We start from the raw sequence: 22,117 nt of genomic DNA on the forward strand, positions 1-22,117 counted from the left end.
GGTGACCGACCGGAACCCGCCACCCACGAAAAGGGGACACCGCCATGGTCCACCCGGCCGTCACCCGCCTCTCGGCCCTGATCGGGGAGCCGGGAACCCCGGGCGACAGCGTCGACTGGGACGAACTGGCCCGCACCACGGGCCTGCGCCTGCCCGCCGACTACCGCGACTTCGTCGCGCTCTACGGCGGCGGCGAGCTGGACGAGTACCTCGGCGTCAGCACGCCGCCGGTGGACGGCTCCCCGTACGGCGACCTCCTCGACGCACTGGACTTCGACCCCCGGCAGGAGCCGGCCGCCCCCACCGGCACCGCCCCGGAGGACCTGGAGCAGGGCAGGCTCCTGCCCTTCGCGGGCAGCGCCAATGGCGACGTGGTCTTCTGGCTCTGCGACACCCGTGACCCGGACGGCTGGGACGTCGTCGTCTTCAGGCGCCAGCACCGTTACGGGGAAGCGGCCTGGGTCCGCTTCGCGGCGGGCTTCGGCGACTTCCTGGCCGGAACCCTCGACGGCACGCTGCCGAACCCCTTCGGCGACAGCGGCTTCACCAGGACCCCGCACACCTACCGCCACTGGCGCCGGCCGCTGTGACCCGCACGGCGTCCGCACGCGGCCACCGGTGCCGGTGGCCTGAGCGGGGCTGCCGGTGGTCAACGGCCCTCTCGCCCGGCCCCGTTGGCTTTCCCGGGTCCGCTCGGCGGCGGGCGGCCACGATCGGGGCCGCCCGCCGCATCCCGCTCACCGCGCCCGCCGCCTCCCGGCGTCCGGTCCCACCCCGGCGACGGTCGCCTCCGGTGCCGACGGGAACGGCAACTCCCTGAACAGGGAGCGTGGTTGCGTCGCGGCCGCCGGCTGCTGGCCGCCCGGAACCCGCTACGGGCCCGGTGGGAACACATGACCCGTTGCGTACCGTCACCGGTCGCAGAGCGTGGGCCAGGGCCTTGTTCCGGGGCCGCTCGTCCGGTTCCGGGGGAGTGGTCGTACGGCCCGGCGTGCGCGGGCATGCCGTCGGGCTGACGGCGCCCCCTTCGCCGGGGCCGGGGCCGGGGCCGGGGGAGGGGCGGGCGGGGGCGGGCGGCGGTGCGGGTGGCATCGCGTCGGCCCGTCGGCCCGGTGGTGTTCGGGCGCGGCCCGGCCGTCGTGGCCGGCCGGGCCGGGGCCGTGCCGGTTTGACCGGCCGTCTGGTCGTGGCGGGTGCGGGGCCCGTCGCCCGGCTGCGCGCGGGGCGGCCGGTGTCAGGGGCGGTGCCGGGGGGCGGTGGCCCGGTTCCCGCCCGTCAGGCCGTCGAGGACCAGGTCCGTCAGGCGTTCGGGCAGGTCCGGTTCGTCGGGGCGGTGGCCGAGCAGGCAGCGGGTCTGGAGGGGGGCGCAGAGCAGTTCCAGTGCCAGGGCGGTGTCGGTGTCCGGGGGGAGTTCCCCGCGGTCCACGGCCCGGGCGATGATGGCGCCGGCCTGGTCGAGGCGGGAGTGCCAGAAGGTCTGCCAGGCCTCGGCGAGGTCGGGGTCGTCGGCGCTGAGGGCGGCGGCCCGGGCGACGGAGCGGCCGGTGGGGGTGGCGAGGTAGCGGGCCAGGGCGCGGGCGAAGGCGGCCAGGTCGGTGCGGACGGCCCCGGTGTCGGGGACGGGGACGCCCTCGTTGCTGCCGGTGAGCATGGCGTCCAGGACGAGTTTCTCCCGGGTGCCCCAACGCCGGTACACGGTGGTCTCGTTGACGCCGGCGCGGGCCGCGACCCCGGCGACGGTGAGCCGGTCGACGCCCTCCTCGGCCAGTACCTGCGCGGCGGCGTCCAGGACGGCCTGGCGCACGCGCGCGGCGCGCCCGCCCGGGCGGCGGCGCACCGGCTGCGGCTCCGACTCCGGCCGCGGCTGCGGGTGCGGCTCGTGTTCGGTCATGTCGATCACCTCGGCCACCACACTAACGCAGGGCCGCTTGCGTTAGGTGCCGGTGCGGGCGCATAGTCGTTAACGCAAGTGTTCCGGCTTTAAGAAGCTTGAGTGCGACAGGAGGCACCACCATGTCCTTCACCTGGCCCCTGGACCCGCGGGACCTGTTCGTCGAGCGCTACCCGCAGATGACCCTCGGCCTGCCCGCCGGCGAGGTGGACGCGGTCCGCGCCGCCGTCACCGTGATGTGGCCCGACCGGCCCGGCGGCTGGGTGCACGAGTGGTCCGCCCTCGCCGCCCGCCACGCCGCCGCCGGGCGCCACCGCGAGGCCGCGCAGGCGTACGGCTGGGCCAAGTTCCCCTCCCTCGCCGACGGGCCCAAGCGCACCGCGCTCGCCCGCCAGGTCGAGCAGTACGTCCTCGCCGCCCCCGGCTTCCCGGTGGAGTTCGAGCGCCGCGTCCTCACCGTCCCCCACCGCGGCGGCGAGGCCGCCGTGCCGGTCCACCTGATGGCCGCCCCCGGCCTGCCCGCCGACGCGCCCCTCGTCCTGGCCAGCGGCGGCGTGGACTCCTGGAAGACCGACCTGCACGGCATGTGGGAGCAGCTCGCGTTCGCCCTGCCGGCGCGGCTGCTGCTGTTCGACCTCCCCGGCACCGGCGAGAGCGCCCACCTGCCGATGACCCCGCACGGCGGGGACGAGGTGGTCGCCGCACTGGTCGCCTTCGCCCGCGCGGCTGGCAACGGGAAGGTCGGCCACTTCGGCATCTCGATGGGCGGCTACTACTCCGCCCGCACCGGACTGACCGGGGCGGTGGACGCCTCCGTGGTGCTCGGCGGCCCGGTCGAGCGCGCCTTCGCCCCCGGCCGCGGCTTCGCCTTCGGCATGGACGGCATCGTCGGCAACGCCCTGGGCTTCGACACCGCGCCCACCAGGGCCGAACTCGACGCGGCCTTCGCCGGATTCGACCTGCGCCCGCTGCTGGACCGGGACGCCAACGGGCCGATGCTGGTCGTCAACGGCACCGAGGACGTCCACGTCCCCCAGGCCGACACCCTGGTGTTCGAGGGCCGCCGCGACACCCGCGTCGAACTGATCCCGGACACCGGCCACTGCGCCGTCTCCCGCTTCGGCGAGGCGATGGCCCTGATCGCCCCCTGGCTGAAGGACACCCTGGCCGCCTGAACCGGCTGCCCCGGCGCCCCGCCACGGGACGCCCGCCGCGGGACGCCCGCCACGGCGGTCGTCCTCCGCCCGGCGCGTCCGGGACGGGCAAGAGCGACGGCGGCCCGCCCCCCGTCCTGCCCGTCCCGCCGGAGCGGGGACGGGCAGGGCACGGGGGGCGGGCCGCCGCACCACACAAGGGGTCGGCACCGCGGGCGCGGTGCCGGCCGGTCAGACGAGGGCGGCGAGCGCGGCCTCGTAGTTCGGCTCGTCGGCGATCTCCGCGACCAGCTCGGTGTGCAGGACGGTGTCGTTCTCGTCCAGGACGACGACCGCGCGCGCCGTCAGCCCGGCCAGCGGACCGTCGGCGATCGCCACACCGTAGACGTCGTGGAAGTCCCGCCCGCGCAGGGTGGACAGCGTCTTGACGTTCTCCAGGCCCTCCGCGCCGCAGAACCGGGCCTGCGCGAACGGCAGGTCCGCCGACACGCACAGCACCACGGTGTTCTCCAGCGAACCCGCCTTGGCGTTGAACGTGCGCACCGAGGTCGCGCAGGTCGGGGTGTCGATGCTGGGGAAGATGTTCAGGACCTTGCGCCGACCCGCGAAGTCCTTCAGCGACACGTCCGCGAGCCCCTCGCCGACCAGCGTGAACGACGGCGCCTGGCTGCCGGCGGCCGGCAGCGCGCCACCGACCTGCACCGGGTTCCCCTTCAGCGTGACCTGAGCCATGAAAAGCCTCCTACCAGCAGTGTGTACGGGATGCAACGCCGCCGATCCTACTGCCCGCCCCCACCCCCGCCCGGGGCGACCGCCAATACCGGACACCCCGACCGGCCGGAACAGGAAACGGCAGCGGGAAGCGGGATCAGGGACCCGGACAGGGAAGCGGTGAACCGGACCGCACGGGGCCCACCCCGCGGGCCCCGCCGCACGGACCGTCAACCCGCCCACCACACGCCCCCGCCCGCCGTACGGCCGCGCCCGTCCCCGCCCGCCGTACGGCCGCGCTCTGTGCCGGTGGTGTCCGGCCGCCCCCTGGCCGGGACCGGTCCGGCGTTCCCGGTGGACGGGGGCGGGGTGCCGGGCGGGCCGGGACCTGCCGTCCGGTCACGGGGGAGGCGGCACCCGCGGGCGCGCCTGCCGCCGCGGCCCCGGCCGCCGCCGCCGTCGGGCCGTGTCCGCTGCCGTAGCGCGGTCCCCCGTGCCCCGCTGCGCCCCACCGCCCACCGCGCCGCGCCGGTCGTGACCTCCCCTCACCCCCTCCCGCCCCGGGGTCAGGCGCCGTCCGCCGCGGGCACGGTGAACCGCAGCCCGGTCAGTTCCTGCGACACCTCCCACAGCCGCCGCCCCGCCCGCGGGTCCTGGGCGCGAGGGGCGGGCGAGGTCAGCGCCGGGGCCCCGCGCAGTTCGCCCGGCCCGCCCGGCCCGTACAGCTCCCCGCCGCGCACCCCGGGGGCGGTCGCCGCGTGCAGCTGCGCCAGCGCCCCGCGGGCGGGCGACTGCGCGAGCGGGCGCAGCAGGTGCCCGAACAGCAGCCGCACCGGTGCGACGGCGCCGGCGCGGGGCAGGGCGGTGGCGGCGTAGCCGGGGTGGGCGAGCACGCTGCGCACGGGGCTGCGGGCGGCGCTCAGGCGGCGGTGGAGTTCGAGGGCGAAGAGGGCGCCCGCGAGTTTGGACTGGTTGTAGTGGCCCATGGGGGAGTAGGCGCGCTCGCCGGTGAGGTCGTCGAAGTCGATGCGGGCGCGGCGGTGGTTGGCGGAGGTGACGGTGACCACGCGCGGGTCGCGGCCCTGGGCGAGCAGGTCGATCAGGTGGGCGGTGAGGGCGAAGTGGCCGAGGTGGTTGACGGCGAACTGGAGCTCGTGGCCGTGCGGGGTGAGGGTGCGCGGGGGTGCCATGACGCCGGCGTTGTTGACCAGGACGTCGGGGTGGACGCCGTCGGCGCGCAGGCGGGTCGCGAAGGCGTGCACGGAGCGGGGGTCGCCGAGGTCCAGGCGGCGCACCTCCAGGCGGGCGGCGGGGTGGGCGGCGCTCACGCGGGCCGCGGCGCGCCGGCCCTTGTCCTCGTCGCGTACGGCGAGTACGACGCGGGCGCCGCGGCGGGCGAGGGCGTCGGTGGTGGCCAGGCCCAGGCCGCTCGTGGCGCCGGTGACGACGAACACCCGCCCGTCCAGGTCCGGTTGCGGCTCCGGGCCGGGGCCCGGCGCGGGGGCGGGGCTGTGGTCGGGGGTGTGGTTGCTTCGGGGCGTACGACTCATACGGCTCAAGGTGCCCTTCCTGTCACCAAGTGTCAAGGTGGGCATTGGGCGTCGTGTGTGGCGTGGGGGCTAGGATGGGGCGGTGACCTCCCGACCCGCCGCCACCCTGGCCCAGCGCAAACGCCAGCTCGTGGCCGACGAGCTGACGCGGGCGGCGCTGGAGCTGCTGGCGGGCGGCGGGTTCGACGCCGTCACGGTGGACGAGATCGCCACCGCCGCGGGGGTGTCCAAGCGGACGTTCTTCCGCTACTTCGCGTCCAAGGAGGACGTGGTCGTCCGGTTCCTGGGCGCGCTCGGCGCGGCGATGCGCGAGGAGCTGGCCCGCCGCCCGGCGGGGGAGGCGCCCTCGGTGGCGCTGCGGCACGCGGTGTGGCGCAGTGTCGAGGACTGCGCCGGCCACGAGGAGCGCGCCCGCCAGGTGGTGCGGCTGGTCCTGTCCACCCCCGCCCTGCTCGCGCGCTTCCTGGAGCGCCAGGCGCAGTGGCGCGACGACCTCGCCGAGGAGCTCACCGCCCGCCTCGGCCTGGACGCCGGGCGCGAGCTGTACCCGCGGCTGGCCGCGGACATGGCGCTGGCGGCCTTCCACACGGTGCTCCAGCGCTGGAGCGCCGACGACGACGCTGCCGGTGGCGCCTCCGGTGGCGGCGGCGGCGCGGCGGTGGACCCCGCCGCGCTGACCGGGAGCTGCTTCGCCGTCATCGCCCCGGCCCTGGACGCCGTCGTGCGCACCCCCGCCCCCGGCGGCGCCCCCGCCACGGCCTGACCCTGCGGCGCCGGGCGGCCCCCGGCCGCTCCGGCCCCGACGGGGGACTCGCGCGGCCGCCGTCCGCCCGGACGCTCCGGGGCACCCGGCAAGGCGCCCGCCCCGTGGTGCCCGCGGAGGGGTCCGCGGGTGCCACGGGGCGGGCGCCTGCCGGACGGGCCGTCACCGTACGGGTGCGGGCGCCGGTCCGGGCGGCCGGTTCAGTTGAAGACCACGACGTCGGTGCGCATCGGCAGCGGGCTGTTCCACCCGATGCTGATCTTGAAGGTCACCACGCCGTTGCCCGGGGCGATGCTCGAGACCTGGAAGGCCGCGGCGCCGACGAACCGGTTGCCGTTGGAGTCGATCTCGGAGGCCGTGATGACGACCGTCGAGTCGATCCCGATGACGTTCCAGGACAGCTGGAGGTTGAAGGTCCCGTTGCCCGGGCTCCACGTCCACCAGGCCCGGTTCACGGAGCCGACGTTGCCGCCGATGGCCGCGAGGCCCTCGTCCCGGCCGGCGGGCAGCGAGCTGTGCGTGATCTGCGGGACCTCGGAGGCGGAAGGTTCGACTGCGGCCATGGCGGCACTCCCTGCGCCGGGAGAGCCCCCCACGAGCCCTCCGGATACCCAGAGTGTCCGCCGTTGTGCGCAGCGTCACAATCACTCGTGCGAGTGAACCACCGGCGCGCCGCCGTGCCACCCGCGCCACCAATGGCCCCGGGCCGCGCGCCGCCCGGCGCGCACCGCCCGCCACCCGCCTGTCGCCCGGCGCGCACCGCCCGCCACCCGCCTGTCGCCCGGCGCGCACCGCCCGCCGGCTGCCGACCCGTCAGTCCGCGGCCCGTCCCACCCCGCCCCGCGCTCGCGCGCGGCTTGCCCGCGGCCGGGCGGTGGCCGACGGTGGAGTGCGAAACGCGCCGCGCGGCCCCACCCGCCCGCGCGCACCGCCGCCCACCCGCCCGCCCGGGCCCGAACCACCCGGGCCCGGACCACCCGAGGGAGCCCCCGTGAGGATCAACCTGGCCAGCGTCTTCGTCGACGACCAGGACAAGGCCCTGCGCTTCTACACCGACGTGCTGGGGTTCGTGAAGAAGGCCGACGTCCCGCTCGGCGACCACAGCTGGCTCACCGTCGTGTCGCCCGAACAGCCCGACGGCACCGAGCTGCTCCTGGAGCCCGACCGGCACCCCGCCGCCAGGGCCTACGTCGCGGCCCTGGCCGCCGACGGCATCCCCGCCACCTCCTTCGCCGTGGACGACGTGCACGCCGAGTACGAGCGCCTGCGCGCCCTGGGCGTGCGCTTCACCCAGGCGCCGCTGGCCATGGGGCCAGTGACCACCGCCGTCCTGGACGACACCTGCGGCAACCTCCTCCAGATCGCCCAGTACCACTGACCCCCGCCCCGGGCGGGCCCCCGAGGGCGCCCCGCCTTGACACCCCGGATCGTATCCAGAATATTAGATACGTCCCCGAGGGGCCGGACGGCGGAAGGAGCGTGTGCGGTGGACCTGGACCCGCTGGCCGTGCACAAGGCGCTCGCCAACCCGGCGCGCGCGGACTTCCTGCGCTGGCTCAAGACGCCCGAGCGCTACTTCGACGAGCCGTACTACCGCGAGCGCGGCGTCGGCTTCCACATCGGCGTGTGCGTCACCGACATCCAGGAGCGCTCGGGGCTGTCCCAGTCGGTGGTCTCCGGCTACCTCCAGATCCTGCGCGAGGCCGGGCTGCTGGTGTCCGAGCGCGTCGGCAAGTGGACGTTCTACCGGCGCGACGAGGAGACCATCGCCGCCTTCGCCGCGTACGTGCGCGACGAACTCTGACCCCACCCACCCCGCTTCGGGGGGCGCCCGCCCGGCGCCCCCTTTTCTTCGACCCAAACGCATCCAACTATCTAGATTTGTGTATCCAATGGAGGCTGTCGTGCCACGCACCGCTCCCGCCCGAAACGCCCTGGCCGTCCCGGTCCTGGCACTGGGCGTGTTCGGCATCATCACCACCGAGATGGGCGTCGTCGGCGTCCTGCCCTCCCTGGCCGAACGCCTGCACGTCACCCCCGCCGCCGCCGGATGGCTGGTCGGCGCCTTCGCCCTCACCGTCGCCGCCACCGGCCCCGTCGGCGTCCTGCTCGCCTCCCGGCTGCGCCGCAAGACCGTCCTGGCCGCGGCGCTCGCCCTCTTCGCCGTCTCCAACGCCGTCTACGCGCTCGGCCACTCCTTCCCGCTCGTCCTGGCGTTCCGGATCCTGCCCGCGCTGCTCCACCCCGTCTTCTTCGCCCTCGCCCTGACCGCCGCCACCCGCCTGGCCGCGCCCGGAAAGGCCGCCCGCGCCGCCACCACCGTCTTCGCCGGCGTCAGCGCCGGCTTCGCGTTCGGCGTGCCCGTCACCTCCTACCTCGCCGAGCACATCTCCCTGCCCGCCGCGTTCTGGGCCGCCGGCGCCGTCAACCTCCTCGCCTGCGCCGGCGTCCTCGCCTTCTTCCCCGACCTGCCCGACACCGCGCCGCCCACCTACGCCGGACAGCTGGGCATCCTGCGCCGGCCCCGGCTGTGGCTGGCCGTCGCGGCCGTCACCCTGGTGTTCGCCGCGATGTTCAGCGGCTACGGCTACATCGCCGAGTACCTGGGGAGCGTCACCGGCCTCGCCCCCTCCCTCACCGGCCCCGTCCTGATGGCCTTCGGCGTCGTCATGACCGCCGGCAACATCCTCTTCGGCCGCCTGCTGGAACGCGGCCTCGTACGCACCGTCACCGCCTACCCGCTCCTCTACCTCGCCCTCTACCTCCTGGTCGACGCCGCGGGCCCCCACCCCCTGCCCATGCTCGCCGCCGTCCTGGCCTGGGGCGCCGTCCACTCCGGCGGCCTCGCCGTCGCCCAGGCCTGGCTCGCCCGCGACGCCACCGACGCCCCCGAGTTCGGCAACAGCCTCTTCATCTCCTTCTCCAACCTCGGCATCACCCTGGGCACCACCCTCGGCGGAGCCGTCGTCACCACCGCCGGCCCCCGCCACCTGCCCCTGGCCGGCGCCGCCCTCGCCGCCGCCGCCCTGGCCGCCGTCCTCCTGCGCCGCCGCCTGGACCCGCCCCGGCAGCCCCGGCCCGACCAGCAGTCGCGGCACGACGAGCCGCGGCAGGACGAGCCGCGGCACGAGGAGCCCCGGCCCGCCCCGGCCCCCTGACCGGCCCCGCCGGCCCCGCTTCCCCCCGGCGAACCGGCGGACGAGGCCAGGGCCCGCGACCTGGCCCGCCACCGCGCCGTCCGGGGCGGCCCCCTCGGCGCGGTGGACGTCGTGCTCCGGGGGTTCGAGCTCGGCTGGCCGGCCTTCCCGGTCTTCGCCGACCCGGACCCGCTCGCGAACGTGGGCGCGGGCTGCCTGATCGTGGACCGCCGCAACGGCCTCGTCACGCAGATGCCCGCCCTGCCCGCCGACCGCGTCCCGGACCTGTACCGCGCGTGGTACCCGGCCCGTTGACGCGCCGGCGGCTCGTCCCGCCGCCCGCGTCGCGGCGGCGCCGCGGCACCCGCCCGGGCACCCCGCGCCCCGGACCCCCGGGGCGCGGGCGGGGGTTCAGGCGTAGCGGTCGAACAGGGCCTGCAGGTAGTCCTCCAGGCGTCCCGTCAGCACGGCGGGCGTCAGGTCGGCGCGTCCCAGCTCGCGCCAGGGCTCGGCGACCTTCCGGGCGTCCGGGGCGAAGGCGAGGGCGTCCAGCAGCCGCCAGTACAGGTGGTCGCGGCCGGCGGCGAGGGTGCGGCCGCCGGCGGCGGTGTAGCGGTCGGCGAAGGCCAGGCCCGCCTCGGGGCCGTGCAGCAGGGCCAGGGCGGTGGAGCAGTGGGCGACGTCCAGGTCGGCCGGCCCCCAGGACGTCTCCACCCAGTCGACGACCCCGCTGACGGCCAGGTCGGCGCCCGCGCCGGTGAACAGCACGTTGCCGGGGTGGAAGTCGCGGTGCAGGAAGCAGGAGCGGTGCGCGGGCACCGCGCCGCCGATCACCTCCACCGCCCGCCGCCACAGCCCGGCGCGGGCGGTGCCCCCGGGCACCTCCACGCGCTCGGGAGCCGTCCACGCCTGCCAGGCGCGCGGCCGGTCCTCCTCGGCGACGTCGAGGGCGTGCACGGCGGCCAGCTGCGCGGCCAGCAGGCCCGCGCGCCGCCCCGCCCCGCCGTCCTCGGCCACCCGCACGGTGCCGGGCAGGTGCGTCATCACCAGCGACGGGTGCTCGCACACCGCCCCCGACCCGTCCACCGCGCGCAGGCGCGCCGCCGGGACGCCGCCGCCCTCCAGCAGGCGCAGCACCGCCGCCTCGCGGGCCAGCAGCCCCGGGGCGTGGCGGCGGTAGAACGGCTTGACGAAGGAGCGCAGCACCAGCGCGTACGGGCCCGCGCCACCCGCCCGCTCCACGTCCACGCGGCGCATCCGCGAGGTCCACCCGCCCGTGAGCGCGCTCACCGCCGTGACGCGCTCACCGGGCGCGAGGAGCCCCTCCACCCACCGGCGCGTGCCGTCCCACCCCTGGCCCCAGTCCCCACCGTCGATCATGGACGGCAAGCCTACGCCCCGCCCCCGCCCGACCCGCCCAGGGCAGGCCTGACGAAGAGTCAACTCCCGTACAACCACGGACAGAAGACCTCTATTCCGACAGGTGTCGAAGTTTGACAGGCGGGGCGCGCCCGGGGTTGGCTGGACGCCGATCCGCACCACACCCAGGGGGAGGGGCCCGCCATGCCCAGGACCGTCGTCTTCGAGACCACCGGAGGACCGGAGGTACTGGCCGTACGCGAGCGCCCCCTGCCCGAACCCGGGCCCGGCGAACTGCGCCTGCGCGTGGCCGCGATCGGCCTCAACCGCGCCGAGGCCCTCTTCCGCGCCGGCACCTACCTGGAGCGGCCGCGCCTGCCCGCCACCCTCGGCTACGAGGCCAGCGGCACCGTGGAGGCCGTCGGCGAGGGCGTCACCGCCTTCACGCCCGGCGACCGCGTCGACACCGTGCCCGCGTTCTCCCAGAACGACTACGGCGTCTACGGCACCCACGTCCTGGTCCCCGCCCGCGCCGCCGTCCCCCACCCCGCCGGCCTCACCCCCGCCCAGGGCGCCGCCGTGTGGATGCCCTACCTCACCGCCTACGGCGCCCTCGCCGAGGACGGCCACCTGCGCCCCGGCGACCACGTGCTGATCACCGCCGCCGCCTCCGGCGTGGGCCTGGCCGCCATCCGCACCGCCCGCCGCCTGGGCGCCCACCCGATCGCCACCACCCGCACCCGCGCCAAGGCCCGGCACCTGCTGGACGCCGGCGCCGCCGAGGTCGTCGTCACCGGCGAGGACGACCTCCTCGCCCGCGTCGACGCGGCCACCGGCGGATCCGGCGTGCGCACCGTCCTCGACCCCGTCGCCGGACCCGGCGTCCTGACCCTCGCCCGCACCCTGGCCCCCGGCGGACGCCTGACCGTCTACGGCCGCCTCGACCCCCGCGACACCCCGATGCCCGGCCAGGACACCTTCGCCCCCGTCACCAGCCGCTTCTTCTCCATGCACGAGGTCACCCGGGACGACGAACGCCTGCGCCGCGCCCACGCGTTCGTCACCGCCGGCCTGGCCGACGGCTCCTTCACCCCCGCCGTCGACCGCGTCTTCGAAGGCCTCGACACCGTCGCCGAGGCCCACCGCTACCTGGAGGCCGGCACCCAGATCGGCAAGATCGTCCTGACCGTCGGCGACTGAACCACCACCGGAGGCCAGCCCCCCGCCGGGGGCCGGCGGGCCCTCAGGCCCCCGGGGCCCGGCGGGCCTCCGCGTCGGCGGCGGCCACCACCGCCGCCAGCAGCCCCGGGAACCGCCGCTCCAACTCCTCGCTGCGCAGCGCGTTCATCTTGGTGGTGCCCACGTAGTACTGGCGCAGCAGCCCCGCCTCGCGCAGCACGCTGAAGTGGTGGCTGGAGGTCGAACGCCCCACCGGCAGGTCGAAGGAACCGCAGCTGAGATCGGCTCCCGAGTGCGCGAGCGTGCGCACCACCGTCCTGCGGGCCGGATCAGCGAGCGCCTCCAGCACCTGCTGGACGCTCACGTCCTCCACACCAGGGTGCACGATCACCCGCGCCGCCACGCGTGCCCGCCCCACACCCACCACCCCTTCCCAACACTCGACCCCCGTCTGTCCGACAGTCAAAAACCGCGCCGTGTGCGCGACTTCACGAGCACGACGCTACCAGGGACGATCGCCCGGCCCCCGGCCTCCGCCCCCGGGAGGCGCGCCGGACCCCCGGACCGCCTCCGCGCCCCACCCGCCGCCCACACCCACCGCAACACCCGCGCAACACGCCCCGCCGCCCGGCACGGGGGCCGGCCGCGGACCGCGCGGGAGCGCCGGGCACGACGGCGCGCGGCCGAGGACGGCCGGAAAAGAGGGGATGCGCGGCGCGGTGGGCGGCACGGGGGAGGGGCCTCGCAAAAGGGCCGCCGAGGACGACCGGGGACCGCCGAAGGTCGCCGGGGACGACGGCGCGCGGCCGAGGACGGCCGGAAAAGAGGGGATGCGCGGCGCGGCACGGCAGGGGAGGGACGCGGCGCCGGGGAGGGTCCCGTGACGGACCGCCGAGGACCGCCGGGCGCGGCGGCGCGCGGCCGAGGGCGGCCGGAAAAGAGGAGGCGCGTCGTGGCGGGCGGCACGGGGGAGAGGCCCCGCAAAGGGCCGCCGAGGACGACCGGGGACCGCCGAGGACCGCCGGGCACGGCGGCGCGCGGCCGAGGGCGGCGGCCGGAAGGAGAGGGCCCGCGGAGACAGTCGGCGCGCCCCGCCGGACCGGGGACCGGCGGGGCACGCCGCAGCGGGACAACGGCGGGCGCGGGCGCAGGCGCGGGGCCCCGGGCTCAGGCCGCGCGCACCGGCGCCGGCGCCGCCCGGGCCAGGCGGGTCAGCGCCAGCGGCTCGAAGATCCCCATCAGCACCGGGTCCACCGCCCGCACCGCCGCCGGCGCCGGCGCCGCCGGCACGGGGGAGCGCAGCATCGCCAGGTAGAGCTCCTGGGTCTCGGCGGCCGGGTCGATGCCCAGCTCCTCGGCCAGCACCTGGCGCAGCTGCTGGTAGCAGCGCAGCGCCTCCGCCCGGTTGCCGGAGGCGGCCAGCGCCTCCATCCGGCAGCGGTAGGCGCTCTCCCGGAACGGCGCCCGGCGCACCGCCTCGTCCGCCCAGCGCAGCGCGTGGTGCTCCTCGCCCAGCGCCGACGCCGCCAGGCTCGCGGTCTCCAACGCGCTGATGCGCAGCTCCTCCACGTGCTCGCGCACCCCCTGCGCCCACTCGCCCTCGTGGTCGGGCAGGAACGCCCCGCGCAGGTTCGCCAGCGCCCCCGCGGCCAGCTGCTGCGCCACCGCGTGGCCGCCCGAAGCCAGCGCCTCGCCGGCCTCGCCGACCGCCGAGGCCGCCGCCTCCAGGTCCACCGCCGCGTCCGCGGGCAGCCGCAGCACGTACCGCCCGCCCTGGGAGATCAGCGGGGTCGCACCGGGCCCCTGCCCCGGGTCGGTGACGAACGCCCGCACCCGGCTCACCACGCTGCGCAGCGCGGAGGCCCAGGTGTCGGGCAGGCCGTCGGGCCAGATGGTGTCGGCCAGCTGGTCGCGGCTGGTGCCGCTGGAGCGCTCCAGCACCAGGCGGGCGAACGCCACCTGGGCCTGGGCGCTGGACAGGTGCTGCGGGGCGCCGTCCTCGTGCTCGACGGCCACCAGACCGGTCAGGCGGATCAGCATGCGCGGGCCCCCGATCTACCGGACGGACCGTCTTCCCTGAAGCCTTTCAACACGAGCTCCAACCCCCTCGAGCCAAAGCGGAAGTGACGGCCCGTTCCGGCCGTCGGCGTGGGAAATTGCGGATCGGAACAATAAACCGCCGACCAGCCGTTCGGTTTCGGCGGATTTCGACCATACATTCGCCGCATCGCGCGGTGTCAACACCGGTTGCGGAAACATACCCACCGGCCGGTCAATGCGTCGTGGACGCAAGGTTTCCGCACGTCAGAGCGTTCCCGCAGGCCAGGAAAGCGCCTATTGCGGACGCCTTGCGCATCCTGCCGTAGAAATGTAGCCATCCTTGAGCACCCCGCGTGAAGGCTTCGAGAAACACCCCGAGCCGCGAAAAGCCGCGCACAACCGCACGCAACCGCGAACAACCGCGAAACAGCCGCGAACAACCGCGAAAAGCCGTGAACACCGTGACGCCGTGAAGGAGAAACCCGTGAACGCCACCGGAGCATGGGACCGCCTGGAGCCGAAGCTCGCCGCAACGAACGCCCGCGTGGCCGCACTGGAGTCCGACCCCTCCCGGCGCAACAGCTTCGTCGCCTACACCATGGAACGCGACAGCGCCTACTGCGACCTCGACGGCGAGCGCCTGCTCATGATGTCCGGCTACAGCTACCTGGGCCTGGCCGGCGACGAACGCGTCGTGGCCGCCGCCAAGGCCGCCGTCGACGTCTACGGCACCGGCAACCACGGCGTGCGCGCCCTGGCCGGCACCATCCCCCTGCACGAGGAACTCGAAGCCGAGGTCGCCCGCTTCGCCGGCCGCGAACGCGCCCTGGTCTTCGGCTCCGGCTACGCCGCCAACGTCGGCACCGTCGGCGCCCTCGTCGGCCAGGGCGACACCGTCCTGATCGACAAGTACGACCACGCCTCCATCGTCGACGGCTGCCGCCTGTCCGGCGCCACCGTCACCCGCTTCCGCCACAACGACGTCGACCACCTCGAGCGCCGCCTCAAGGCCGCCGCCCCCACCGGCGTGCGCCTGGTCATCGTCGACAGCGTCTACTCCATGGACGGCGACATCGCCCCGCTGCCCGAACTGCGCGAGGTCTGCGACCGCTACGACGCCCTCCTCATGGTCGACGAGGCCCACGCCCTGGGCGTCATCGGCAAGACCGGCGGCGGCATCGAGGAGCACTTCGACCACAAGGTCCGCGTCGACGTCAAACTCGGCACCCTCTCCAAGGCCATCCCCTCCATGGGCGGCTGGATCGCCGGCAGCCACGACCTCATCGGCCACCTGCGCTACGCCGCCCGCCCGTTCCTGTTCTCCGCCGCCCTCGGCCCCGCCCAGACCGGCGCCGCCCTGGAGTCCCTGCGCATCCTGCGCCGCGAACCCGAGCGCGTCACCCACACCCAGACCCAGGCCCAGCGCCTGCGCACCCGCCTCAACGACGCCGGCATCTCCACCATGGACTCCACCACCGCCGTCCTGCCCGTCATCGCCGGCAGCGACGACGCCGCCTACGACTACGCCACCGCCTGCCGCAAGGCCGGCGTCATCGGCCTGCCCGTCGTCACCCCCGCCGTGCCCAACGACCTCGCCCGGCTGCGCATCGCCGTCACCGCCCGCCACACCGCCGCCGACATCGACTTCGCCGCCGAGGCGTTCCTGACCGCCGCCGCCCAGACCGGCCTGATCTGACCCGCCCGGCCCGACCGATCCGGCCCGCCCCGCCCGCCTGAGAGGCCCGGCCCGCCCGATCAGGCCCGACCGCCCGGCCTGAGAGGCCCGGCCCGCCTGATCCGGCCGGCCGGCCCGGACCAGCCCGCCCCGCCCCCGCCGCCACCGCCGGGCCGCCCGCGCGACCGCGCTAAGGAGACGAAGCCATGGCCCCCCACCACCGGCCGCCGATCGCCGTCACCGGCCTCGGCGTGGTCAGCCCCGCCGGCCACACCGTCGAGGACCTCTGGCGCACCGTCGCCTCCGGGCGCTCCACCGCCACCGCCCTCACCGACCCCGCCCTGGCCCGCCACCGGGTGCGCCTGGGCTGCAAGGTCACCGACCTGCCCGACAACGACCTCGTCCCCGCCAAGGACGCCCGCCGCCTGGACCCGTTCGCCCACTACGGCACCCTCGCCGCGCTCGCCGCCCACGCCGACGCCGGACGCCCCGAACCCGAACCCGGGCGCAGCGCCATCGTGGTGGGCACCGCCGTGGGCGGACGCACCACCAGCGACCGCGAGTCCGCGCTGTACACCGAGCACGGGCCGCTGCGGGTCTCCCCGCTGATGCCGCTGGTCACCATGCCCAACGCGGCCGCCGCCCAGATCGCGATGCGCCTGCACTGGAACGGGCCGGCCCTGACCATCGCCACCACCTGCGCCTCCGGCGCGGACGCGATCGGCCACGGCGCCCTGCTGCTGGAGACCGGGCGCGCCGACGTGGTGATCGCCGGCGGCTGCGAGGCCACCCTCACCCCCGTCACCCTGGCCGCGTTCGGCAACCTCGGCGCGCACTCCCTGCGCAACGACGAACCCGGGCGCGCCTCACGGCCCTTCGACACCGACCGCGACGGCTTCGTGATGGGCGAGGGCGCCGGCTTCCTCGTCCTGGAACGCCTGGACGACGCCCGGGCCCGCGGCCGCACCCCGTACGCGCTGCTCGCCGGGTACGGCGCGAGCGCGGACGCCTACCACCTGTCCAACCCGCGCCCCGACGGCGCCGGCGCGGTGGCCGCGATGCGCGCCGCCCTCGCCGACGCGGCCCTCGCGCCCGGCGACATCGCCCACGTCAACGCCCACGGCACCTCCACCGTGCACAACGACCGGGCCGAGGCCGCCGCCCTGCGCGCCGTGTTCGGCCCCCACGGCGTGCCGGTCACCTCCACCAAGGGCGCCATCGGCCACCTGATCGGCGCCGCCGGCGCCGTCGAGCTGATCGCCGCCATCGAGGCCATGAACGCCCGCACCGTCCCTCCCACCGCCAACCACGAGAAGACCGAAGAGGGCCTGGACCTCGACGTCGTGCACACCGCGCCGCGCCCGGTGCGCGCCGGCGCGGCCCTGTCCAACTCGTTCGGCTTCGGCGGCCACAACACGACCCTGGTGGTGACCCCGCTATGACCGCACCCACGACCACACCCGCCGCACCCGCCGCACAAGCCGCCCCCGCCGGACAGGCCGCACCCGCCACACCCGCCGCACCCGCCGCACAAGCCGCCCCCGCCGGACAGGCCGCACCCGCTGCTCCCGCCGTGACCGCGCCCGCCGGGCCGGTGTCGCGCACCCGCCTGCACGTCACCGACCGGGACCTGGCCGCCTACCGGGCCGCGGCCCGCGCCCGCCTGGGCGCCCCCGCCCGCGCCGGGGCCGGCCCCGCGCACCCCTTCGTCGCCGCCCACGCCCTCGCCCAGCACACCGTCAGCGCGCTGACCGCCGGCGACCACGGGTTCACCGGCGTGGTCCACCTCGCCCAGGAGATCCGCACCCACGCCCCGCTCACGGCGGGGGACGTCGACGTCGCCGTCGAGGTCGCCGCCGTGCGCCGCGAGGCCCGCGGCACCCGCCTGGCCCTGACCACCCGCCTCACCGACGCGGCCACCGGCGCCCCGCTCGCCGACCTCGCCACCGCCGCGCTCCTGCTGGGCGCCACCGGCACCGAGCCGTACGGCGCCCTGCCGCCGGCCGCCCACCCCGGCTCCGTGCCCGACGGCCCGCCCCTGGTCCTCACCCACGTGCTGGACGCCGGCGACACCCGCGCCTACGCCCACGCCTCCGGCGACCTCAACCCCATCCACCTCGACGACGACGCCGCCCGCGCGGCCGGCTTCCCCGGCGTCATCGCCCACGGCATGCACCTCGTCGCCCTGGCCGCCGAGGAGATCACCGACCGCCACGCCGGCGGCGACCCCGCCCGCGTCACCGCGCTCGGCGCCCGCTTCGCCGCCCCCACCCGCCCCGGCACCGAACTGCGCCTGACCCTCCAGCCCCACGACCGGGGCACCGTGGTGCGCTTCACCATCGCCACCGAGGCCGGCACCGCCGTCAAGGCCGGCTGGGCGCGCATCGCACCGGCGGGGGAGTGAACGCCATGACCACCACCCCCAGCAGCGCCCCGTTCGGCCGCCCCGTCCAGGACACCGCGCTGCCGCCGCTCGCCCTGCCCGACGCGTTCACCGCCCATGCCCGCACCCGCCCCGACGCCCCCGCCCTGCTCTGGCACGACCAGAGCGTCAGCTACCGGGAGCTCGCCGAGGCCGCCGACGCCGAACGCGCCCGCCTGAACGCCCTCGACCTGGCACCGGGCGAACCGGTGGGCCTGTACGCCGTCAAGTCACCCGCCGCGGTCGCCCTGGTGCTGGCCTGCCTGATGGAGCGCCGCCCCTTCCTGCTGCCCTCCCCGCAGCTCGCCCCCGCCCTGCTGGCCGCGCTCTTCGCCCAGGCCGGCGCGCGGCGCCTGCTCGCCCCCCTGGGCCAGGACGCCCCCCGGCTGCCCGCCCTGCCCCACCCCGCCCCGGTGCCCACCCTCGCGGCCGGCACCTCCTTCATGCTCACCACCTCCGGCTCCACCGACCTGCCCAAGATCGTCCCCCTCGCGCAGGGCGCCGTCGACCGCTTCACCGCCTGGGCCCACGACACCTTCGACCTCGGCCCCGGCCGCACCGTCGCCAACTACGCGCCCCTCAACTTCGACCTCGCCCTGCTCGACGTGTGGGCCACCCTCGCCGCCGGCGGCACCTGCCTGCTCATCGACCCCGCCCACGCCCTCAACGCCCGCCACCTGCTCGCCCAGCTCATCCGCCACCGCCCCCACGTCCTGCAGGCCGTCCCCCTCGCCTACGCCCTGCTCGTCCAGGCCGCCGCCGGCGCCCACGTCCTGGACAGCGTCGAGCACGCCGCGTTCACCGGCGACGCCATCGACGCCCGCACCCTCGCCGCCCTGCCCGCCCTGCTGCCCGGCGCCGAGCTGTACAACATCTACGGCTGCACCGAGACCAACGACAGCTTCCTGCACCGCCTGGACCGCCTGGACGCCGCCGCCGCCCTGCCCGTGCCCATCGGCACCCCGCTGCCCGGCGTGCGCACCCTGGTCGCCACCGCCGACGGCACCCCCCTGGACGGCCCCGGCAGCGGCGAACTCTACGTCTCCACCCCCTTCCAGGCCGCCGGCTACCTCGACCGCTCCCGCGACACCGGACGCTTCACCACCCAGCCCGAAGGCGCCGGCGAAGGCCGCCGCTGGTTCCGCACCGGCGACCTCGTCACCCGCGACGAGGCCGGACGCGTCCACCTCACCGGCCGCGCCGACTTCCAGGTCAAGGTCCGCGGCGTCGCCGTCAACACCGCCGAGATCGAACGCGTCCTGCTCGCCCACCCCGACGTGCGCGAAGCCGCCGTCGCCGCCGCCAGCGACCCGCTCACCGGCAAACGCCTGCACGCCGCCGTCCAGCGCACCCCCGGCTCCACCCTCAACAGCCTCGTCCTGCGCGAGCACCTGGCCCGCAACCTGCCACGCGCCGCCGTCCCCGAGAAGCTCGCCATCCACGACGCCCCCCTGCCCAAGACCGCCACCGGCAAGGTCGACCGCAAGGCCGTCCTGCCCGCCCCGTAACACCCCGCACCACCCGACCAGCCATCCAATCAGCGGCCACCAGGCCACCGACGCAAGGGAGTTGCCGACATGAGCAACATCGCCCAGATCAAGCGGTTCCTCATCGACGAGTTCCTGCCCGACATCACCCCCGACCAGCTCGCCGACGACCACGACCTGCTCTCCGACGGCGTCATCGACAGCCTCGGCGTCCTCAAACTCATCGCCTGGGTCGAGGACCACTTCACCCTCCCCGTCGACGACACCGACCTCGACCCCAACAACTTCCGCTCCGTCGCCGCCATCGACGCCTTCATCACCGAACGCCGCACCACCGCCGCCACCGCCGCCGGCGTCACCGTGGGCGGCTGACAGCCATGCACCAGGCCCTCACCGCGCTCCTCGCCGCCCGCCCCGTCGACCTGGCGGCCTGGCGCTCGTGGTGGGACCAGCTCGAACACCGCACCCTGGGCCCGGCCGACAGCGACCGGGCCCAGGCAGCGGCCCTGCTGGCCGCCCTCACCACCCGCCTGCCCGACCCCGACACCCTCACCGCCCTGCACACCTCGCTCACCGAACGCACCCCCGACCCCGGCCCCGCCCACCCCGGCAGCGTCAACATCGTCGGCACCGGCGGCGGACCCGCCACCTTCAACCTCTCCACCGCCGCCGCCCTCACCGCCGCCGCCATCGGCATCCCCGTCGTCAAGACCGGCTCCCGCGCCTACACCAGCGCCGCCGGCTCCGTCGACCTCCTCGAACGCCTCGGCATCACCCTCACCTCCAGCCACACCGCCACCGCCGACCACCTCGCCCGCCACAACATCGCCTTCGCCGGCCCCCACGTCTACCCGCCCGCCCTCACCCGCCTCGCCCGCACCCTCTACCCGCTCACCCTCAAACCCTTCGGCGCGTTCCTCAACACCCTCGGCCCCCTGCTCGCCACCGTCCCCGTCACCGCCCAGCTCACCGGCACCGCCACCCCCACCGCCCTCGCCGCCCTGCGCCCCCTGGCCGCCAACACCACCACCCGCACCGTGTGGCTCGCCCACAACAGCGCCGGAGCCGACGAACTCCTGCCCTTCGCCGACAACACCCTCCACACCCCCGACGGCGACATCCACCTGCCCGCCGGCGCCGTCGCCCCCGCCGAAGGCACCCTCGCCGACCTCGCCCCCCACCCCCACGACCTCACCGGCCACTTCCTACGCGCCCTCGCCGGCCGCGCCGGAACCACCGCCACCCACACCATCGCCCTCAACGCCGCCGCCCTCGCCCTCGCCTCCGGCCGCCACACCCGCTGGCACACCGCCTACACCACCGCCCTGGACGCCCTCGCCGACGGCGCCCCCCACGCCCTGGCCACGCGCCTGGCCACCCGCCCCAGGGAGACCGCCGGTGTCTGAACCCCTCTTCCCCCGCGACGACCTGGGCCTGGCGCTCTTCCTCAACGCCGGCGACCCCGCCGGCCACCTCACCGACCTCGCGCTCATGCTCGACGACCAGCGCGTCGACGTCCTCGAACTCGCCGTCCCCTTCCCCGACTCACCCACCGACGGCCCCGTCATCCGCCGCTCCGCCACCCGAGCCCTCCAGGCCGGCACCACCCTGGACACCGTCCTCGCCGAACTCGCCGACCTCACCCCCCGCCTGACCCACCTCAAGGTCGCCCTGCTCGCCGACTGGAGCCACAGCCTGCGCCACCGCGACCCCACCGCCACCGCCACCGCCATCCGCGACGCCGGAGCCCGCGCCCTGCTCGTCCACGCCCTGCCCCCGCGCCTGCGCCCCGCCTGGCAACACGCCCTGCACCACACCGGCCTGCCCCAGGTCACCACCTGCTACCCCGCCTCCACCCCCGAGGTCCTCACCGCCGCCGCCCACGGCGCCACCGACGCCTACGTCTACCTCGTCGCCCACTACGGCCGCTCCGGCACCACCCCCGCACACGGCCACCGCGCCCTCACCGACACCGTCACCGCGCTGCGCACCGCCGCCCCCGCGACCCCCGTCGCCGTCGGCTTCGGCGTCAAGGCCGCCGCCGACCTGGCCGCCGTCGCCGCCGCCGGAGCCGACGCCGCGATCATCGGCTCCGCCGCCGTCGCCCGCGTCGAACACGCGCTGACCGAACGCCTCGACCCCGTGACGGAGCTGCGCGCCTACCTCACCGACCTCCGCCCCCGCCCCGCCCTCCCGGAGCGGCCCGGCGGACCCCGCACCACCCCCGGCACCACCACACGCACCACCACGCGCACCACCCCCGGCACCACCGGCACCCGCACCACCTCCGCCGGCACCACGACCCGAGAGGAACAACCCGCATGCTGATCCGCGACCTGGCCGACGTGAAGACCGTCGAGTGGGGCAACGGCCTGTCCCGCCGCTTCCTGGTGGAGAGCGACGGCCTCGGCTACAGCCTCACCGACACCGTCGTCAACGCCGGCACCAAGTCCCGCCTGGAGTACCGCAACCACCTCGAGGCCTGCTACTGCATCGCCGGCTCCGGCGAGGTCATCGACATGGACGGCACCTCCCACCCCATCACCCCCGGACGCCTCTACGCCCTCGACGAGCACGACGCCCACTACCTCGTCGCGAGCCCCGAGGAGGACCTGCGCCTGGTCTGCGTCTTCTCCCCGGCCCTGCGCGGCGACGAGGTCCACCAGCTCGACGCCCACTCCTCCTCCGCCTACTAGAGGTACCAGAGGCACCCCGCGCCCCCACCGGGGCCCGCCGCCCCCGCACCCCC

General features: G+C 76.3%; 23 protein-coding genes. 16 read left to right on the top strand and 7 right to left on the bottom strand.

All coding sequences use genetic code 11. The annotated features are described in order from the left end of the window. The first annotated feature begins 44 nt into the window (after positions 1-44). Positions 45-590 carry an SMI1/KNR4 family protein gene (locus ACFVXH_RS06205; protein ID WP_380779802.1) on the top strand — a complete coding sequence of 182 codons (546 nt, stop codon included), beginning with the start codon at positions 45-47 and terminating at the stop codon, positions 588-590. Between the two features lie 644 nt (positions 591-1,234). On the opposite strand, the gene ACFVXH_RS06210 is transcribed toward ACFVXH_RS06205, so the two are convergent. After that, on the bottom strand, positions 1,235-1,891 hold the full coding sequence (locus ACFVXH_RS06210) for a TetR/AcrR family transcriptional regulator (protein ID WP_387820638.1): 657 nt from the start codon (positions 1,889-1,891) through the stop codon (positions 1,235-1,237). Between the two features lie 122 nt (positions 1,892-2,013). Here ACFVXH_RS06210 and ACFVXH_RS06215 point away from each other — a divergent pair, with 122 nt between their 5' ends. Next, complete coding sequence (locus ACFVXH_RS06215; protein WP_387820642.1) at positions 2,014-3,066, top strand: alpha/beta hydrolase; 1,053 nt, start codon at positions 2,014-2,016, stop codon at positions 3,064-3,066. Positions 3,067-3,276: 210 nt separating this feature from the next. On the opposite strand, the gene tpx is transcribed toward ACFVXH_RS06215, so the two are convergent. After that, complete coding sequence (gene tpx, locus ACFVXH_RS06220) at positions 3,277-3,777, bottom strand: thiol peroxidase (protein WP_049659074.1); 501 nt, start codon at positions 3,775-3,777, stop codon at positions 3,277-3,279. A 545-nt stretch (positions 3,778-4,322) separates the two neighbouring features. After that, positions 4,323-5,306 carry an oxidoreductase gene (locus tag ACFVXH_RS06225; protein ID WP_387820646.1) on the bottom strand — a complete coding sequence of 328 codons (984 nt, stop codon included), beginning with the start codon at positions 5,304-5,306 and terminating at the stop codon, positions 4,323-4,325. 82 nt (positions 5,307-5,388) lie between these two features. Here ACFVXH_RS06225 and ACFVXH_RS06230 point away from each other — a divergent pair, with 82 nt between their 5' ends. Continuing rightward, positions 5,389-6,069: a TetR family transcriptional regulator gene (locus ACFVXH_RS06230; RefSeq protein ID WP_387820649.1), complete on the top strand. Its 681-nt coding sequence runs from the start codon at positions 5,389-5,391 to the stop codon at positions 6,067-6,069. 200 nt (positions 6,070-6,269) lie between these two features. Here ACFVXH_RS06230 and ACFVXH_RS06235 read toward each other — a convergent pair whose 3' ends face one another. Continuing rightward, positions 6,270-6,632 (bottom strand): hypothetical protein, encoded by a 363-nt coding sequence (locus ACFVXH_RS06235; RefSeq protein WP_049661667.1) that lies wholly within the window; start codon positions 6,630-6,632, stop codon positions 6,270-6,272. A 428-nt stretch (positions 6,633-7,060) separates the two neighbouring features. Here ACFVXH_RS06235 and ACFVXH_RS06240 point away from each other — a divergent pair, with 428 nt between their 5' ends. From ACFVXH_RS06240 to ACFVXH_RS06255, 4 genes are all read left to right on the top strand, one after another. Further along, complete coding sequence (locus ACFVXH_RS06240; protein WP_049660971.1) at positions 7,061-7,447, top strand: VOC family protein; 387 nt, start codon at positions 7,061-7,063, stop codon at positions 7,445-7,447. 108 nt (positions 7,448-7,555) lie between these two features. Next, positions 7,556-7,873 (top strand): helix-turn-helix transcriptional regulator, encoded by a 318-nt coding sequence (locus ACFVXH_RS06245; RefSeq protein WP_198959518.1) that lies wholly within the window; start codon positions 7,556-7,558, stop codon positions 7,871-7,873. Positions 7,874-7,973: 100 nt separating this feature from the next. Further along, positions 7,974-9,227, top strand: coding sequence for an MFS transporter (locus ACFVXH_RS06250; RefSeq protein WP_387820655.1), 1,254 nt, complete (start codon positions 7,974-7,976; stop codon positions 9,225-9,227). Between the two features lie 102 nt (positions 9,228-9,329). Next, positions 9,330-9,521 carry a hypothetical protein gene (locus ACFVXH_RS06255; protein WP_387820658.1) on the top strand — a complete coding sequence of 64 codons (192 nt, stop codon included), beginning with the start codon at positions 9,330-9,332 and terminating at the stop codon, positions 9,519-9,521. A gap of 96 nt (positions 9,522-9,617) precedes the next feature. Here ACFVXH_RS06255 and ACFVXH_RS06260 read toward each other — a convergent pair whose 3' ends face one another. Continuing rightward, positions 9,618-10,586, bottom strand: coding sequence for a phosphotransferase family protein (locus tag ACFVXH_RS06260; protein WP_387820661.1), 969 nt, complete (start codon positions 10,584-10,586; stop codon positions 9,618-9,620). Between the two features lie 183 nt (positions 10,587-10,769). Here ACFVXH_RS06260 and ACFVXH_RS06265 point away from each other — a divergent pair, with 183 nt between their 5' ends. Further along, the gene (locus tag ACFVXH_RS06265) at positions 10,770-11,765 is read left to right on the top strand and encodes a zinc-dependent alcohol dehydrogenase family protein (protein ID WP_387820664.1); all 996 of its coding nucleotides are present in this window, start codon (positions 10,770-10,772) and stop codon (positions 11,763-11,765) included. A 43-nt stretch (positions 11,766-11,808) separates the two neighbouring features. Here ACFVXH_RS06265 and ACFVXH_RS06270 read toward each other — a convergent pair whose 3' ends face one another. Beyond that, positions 11,809-12,108: an ArsR/SmtB family transcription factor gene (locus ACFVXH_RS06270; protein WP_375874208.1), complete on the bottom strand. Its 300-nt coding sequence runs from the start codon at positions 12,106-12,108 to the stop codon at positions 11,809-11,811. Between the two features lie 803 nt (positions 12,109-12,911). After that, positions 12,912-13,784, bottom strand: a complete 873-nt coding sequence (locus ACFVXH_RS06275) for a BTAD domain-containing putative transcriptional regulator (RefSeq protein ID WP_380740881.1) — start codon at positions 13,782-13,784, stop codon at positions 12,912-12,914. A gap of 484 nt (positions 13,785-14,268) precedes the next feature. Here ACFVXH_RS06275 and ACFVXH_RS06280 point away from each other — a divergent pair, with 484 nt between their 5' ends. From ACFVXH_RS06280 to ACFVXH_RS06315, 8 genes are all read left to right on the top strand, one after another. Then, positions 14,269-15,480: an aminotransferase class I/II-fold pyridoxal phosphate-dependent enzyme gene (locus ACFVXH_RS06280; protein ID WP_049659474.1), complete on the top strand. Its 1,212-nt coding sequence runs from the start codon at positions 14,269-14,271 to the stop codon at positions 15,478-15,480. 185 nt (positions 15,481-15,665) lie between these two features. Further along, positions 15,666-16,901: a beta-ketoacyl-[acyl-carrier-protein] synthase family protein gene (locus ACFVXH_RS06285; protein ID WP_375874209.1), complete on the top strand. Its 1,236-nt coding sequence runs from the start codon at positions 15,666-15,668 to the stop codon at positions 16,899-16,901. Next, positions 16,898-17,863, top strand: coding sequence for a MaoC family dehydratase (locus tag ACFVXH_RS06290; protein WP_387820669.1), 966 nt, complete (start codon positions 16,898-16,900; stop codon positions 17,861-17,863). Before ACFVXH_RS06285 ends, ACFVXH_RS06290 begins: the two co-directional genes overlap by 4 nt. Before the next feature lie 5 nt (positions 17,864-17,868). Beyond that, positions 17,869-19,389, top strand: a complete 1,521-nt coding sequence (locus tag ACFVXH_RS06295; protein ID WP_082346031.1) for an AMP-binding protein — start codon at positions 17,869-17,871, stop codon at positions 19,387-19,389. 69 nt (positions 19,390-19,458) lie between these two features. Continuing rightward, on the top strand, positions 19,459-19,740 hold the full coding sequence (locus tag ACFVXH_RS06300; RefSeq protein ID WP_049656700.1) for an acyl carrier protein: 282 nt from the start codon (positions 19,459-19,461) through the stop codon (positions 19,738-19,740). Positions 19,741-19,745: 5 nt separating this feature from the next. Beyond that, positions 19,746-20,774 (top strand): hypothetical protein, encoded by a 1,029-nt coding sequence (locus ACFVXH_RS06305; RefSeq protein ID WP_049656702.1) that lies wholly within the window; start codon positions 19,746-19,748, stop codon positions 20,772-20,774. Continuing rightward, a complete protein-coding gene (trpA, locus tag ACFVXH_RS06310) occupies positions 20,767-21,696 on the top strand; it encodes a tryptophan synthase subunit alpha (protein ID WP_387820674.1) in 930 nt (309 codons plus the stop codon). The genes ACFVXH_RS06305 and trpA overlap by 8 nt, the downstream gene beginning before the upstream one ends. After that, positions 21,690-22,064: an ectoine synthase gene (locus tag ACFVXH_RS06315; RefSeq protein ID WP_049656703.1), complete on the top strand. Its 375-nt coding sequence runs from the start codon at positions 21,690-21,692 to the stop codon at positions 22,062-22,064. The genes trpA and ACFVXH_RS06315 overlap by 7 nt, the downstream gene beginning before the upstream one ends. Positions 22,065-22,117 lie beyond the last annotated feature (53 nt).

The organism is Kitasatospora sp. NPDC058184, assembly GCF_042883725.1.
In the GTDB taxonomy this organism is placed as follows: domain Bacteria; phylum Actinomycetota; class Actinomycetes; order Streptomycetales; family Streptomycetaceae; genus Kitasatospora.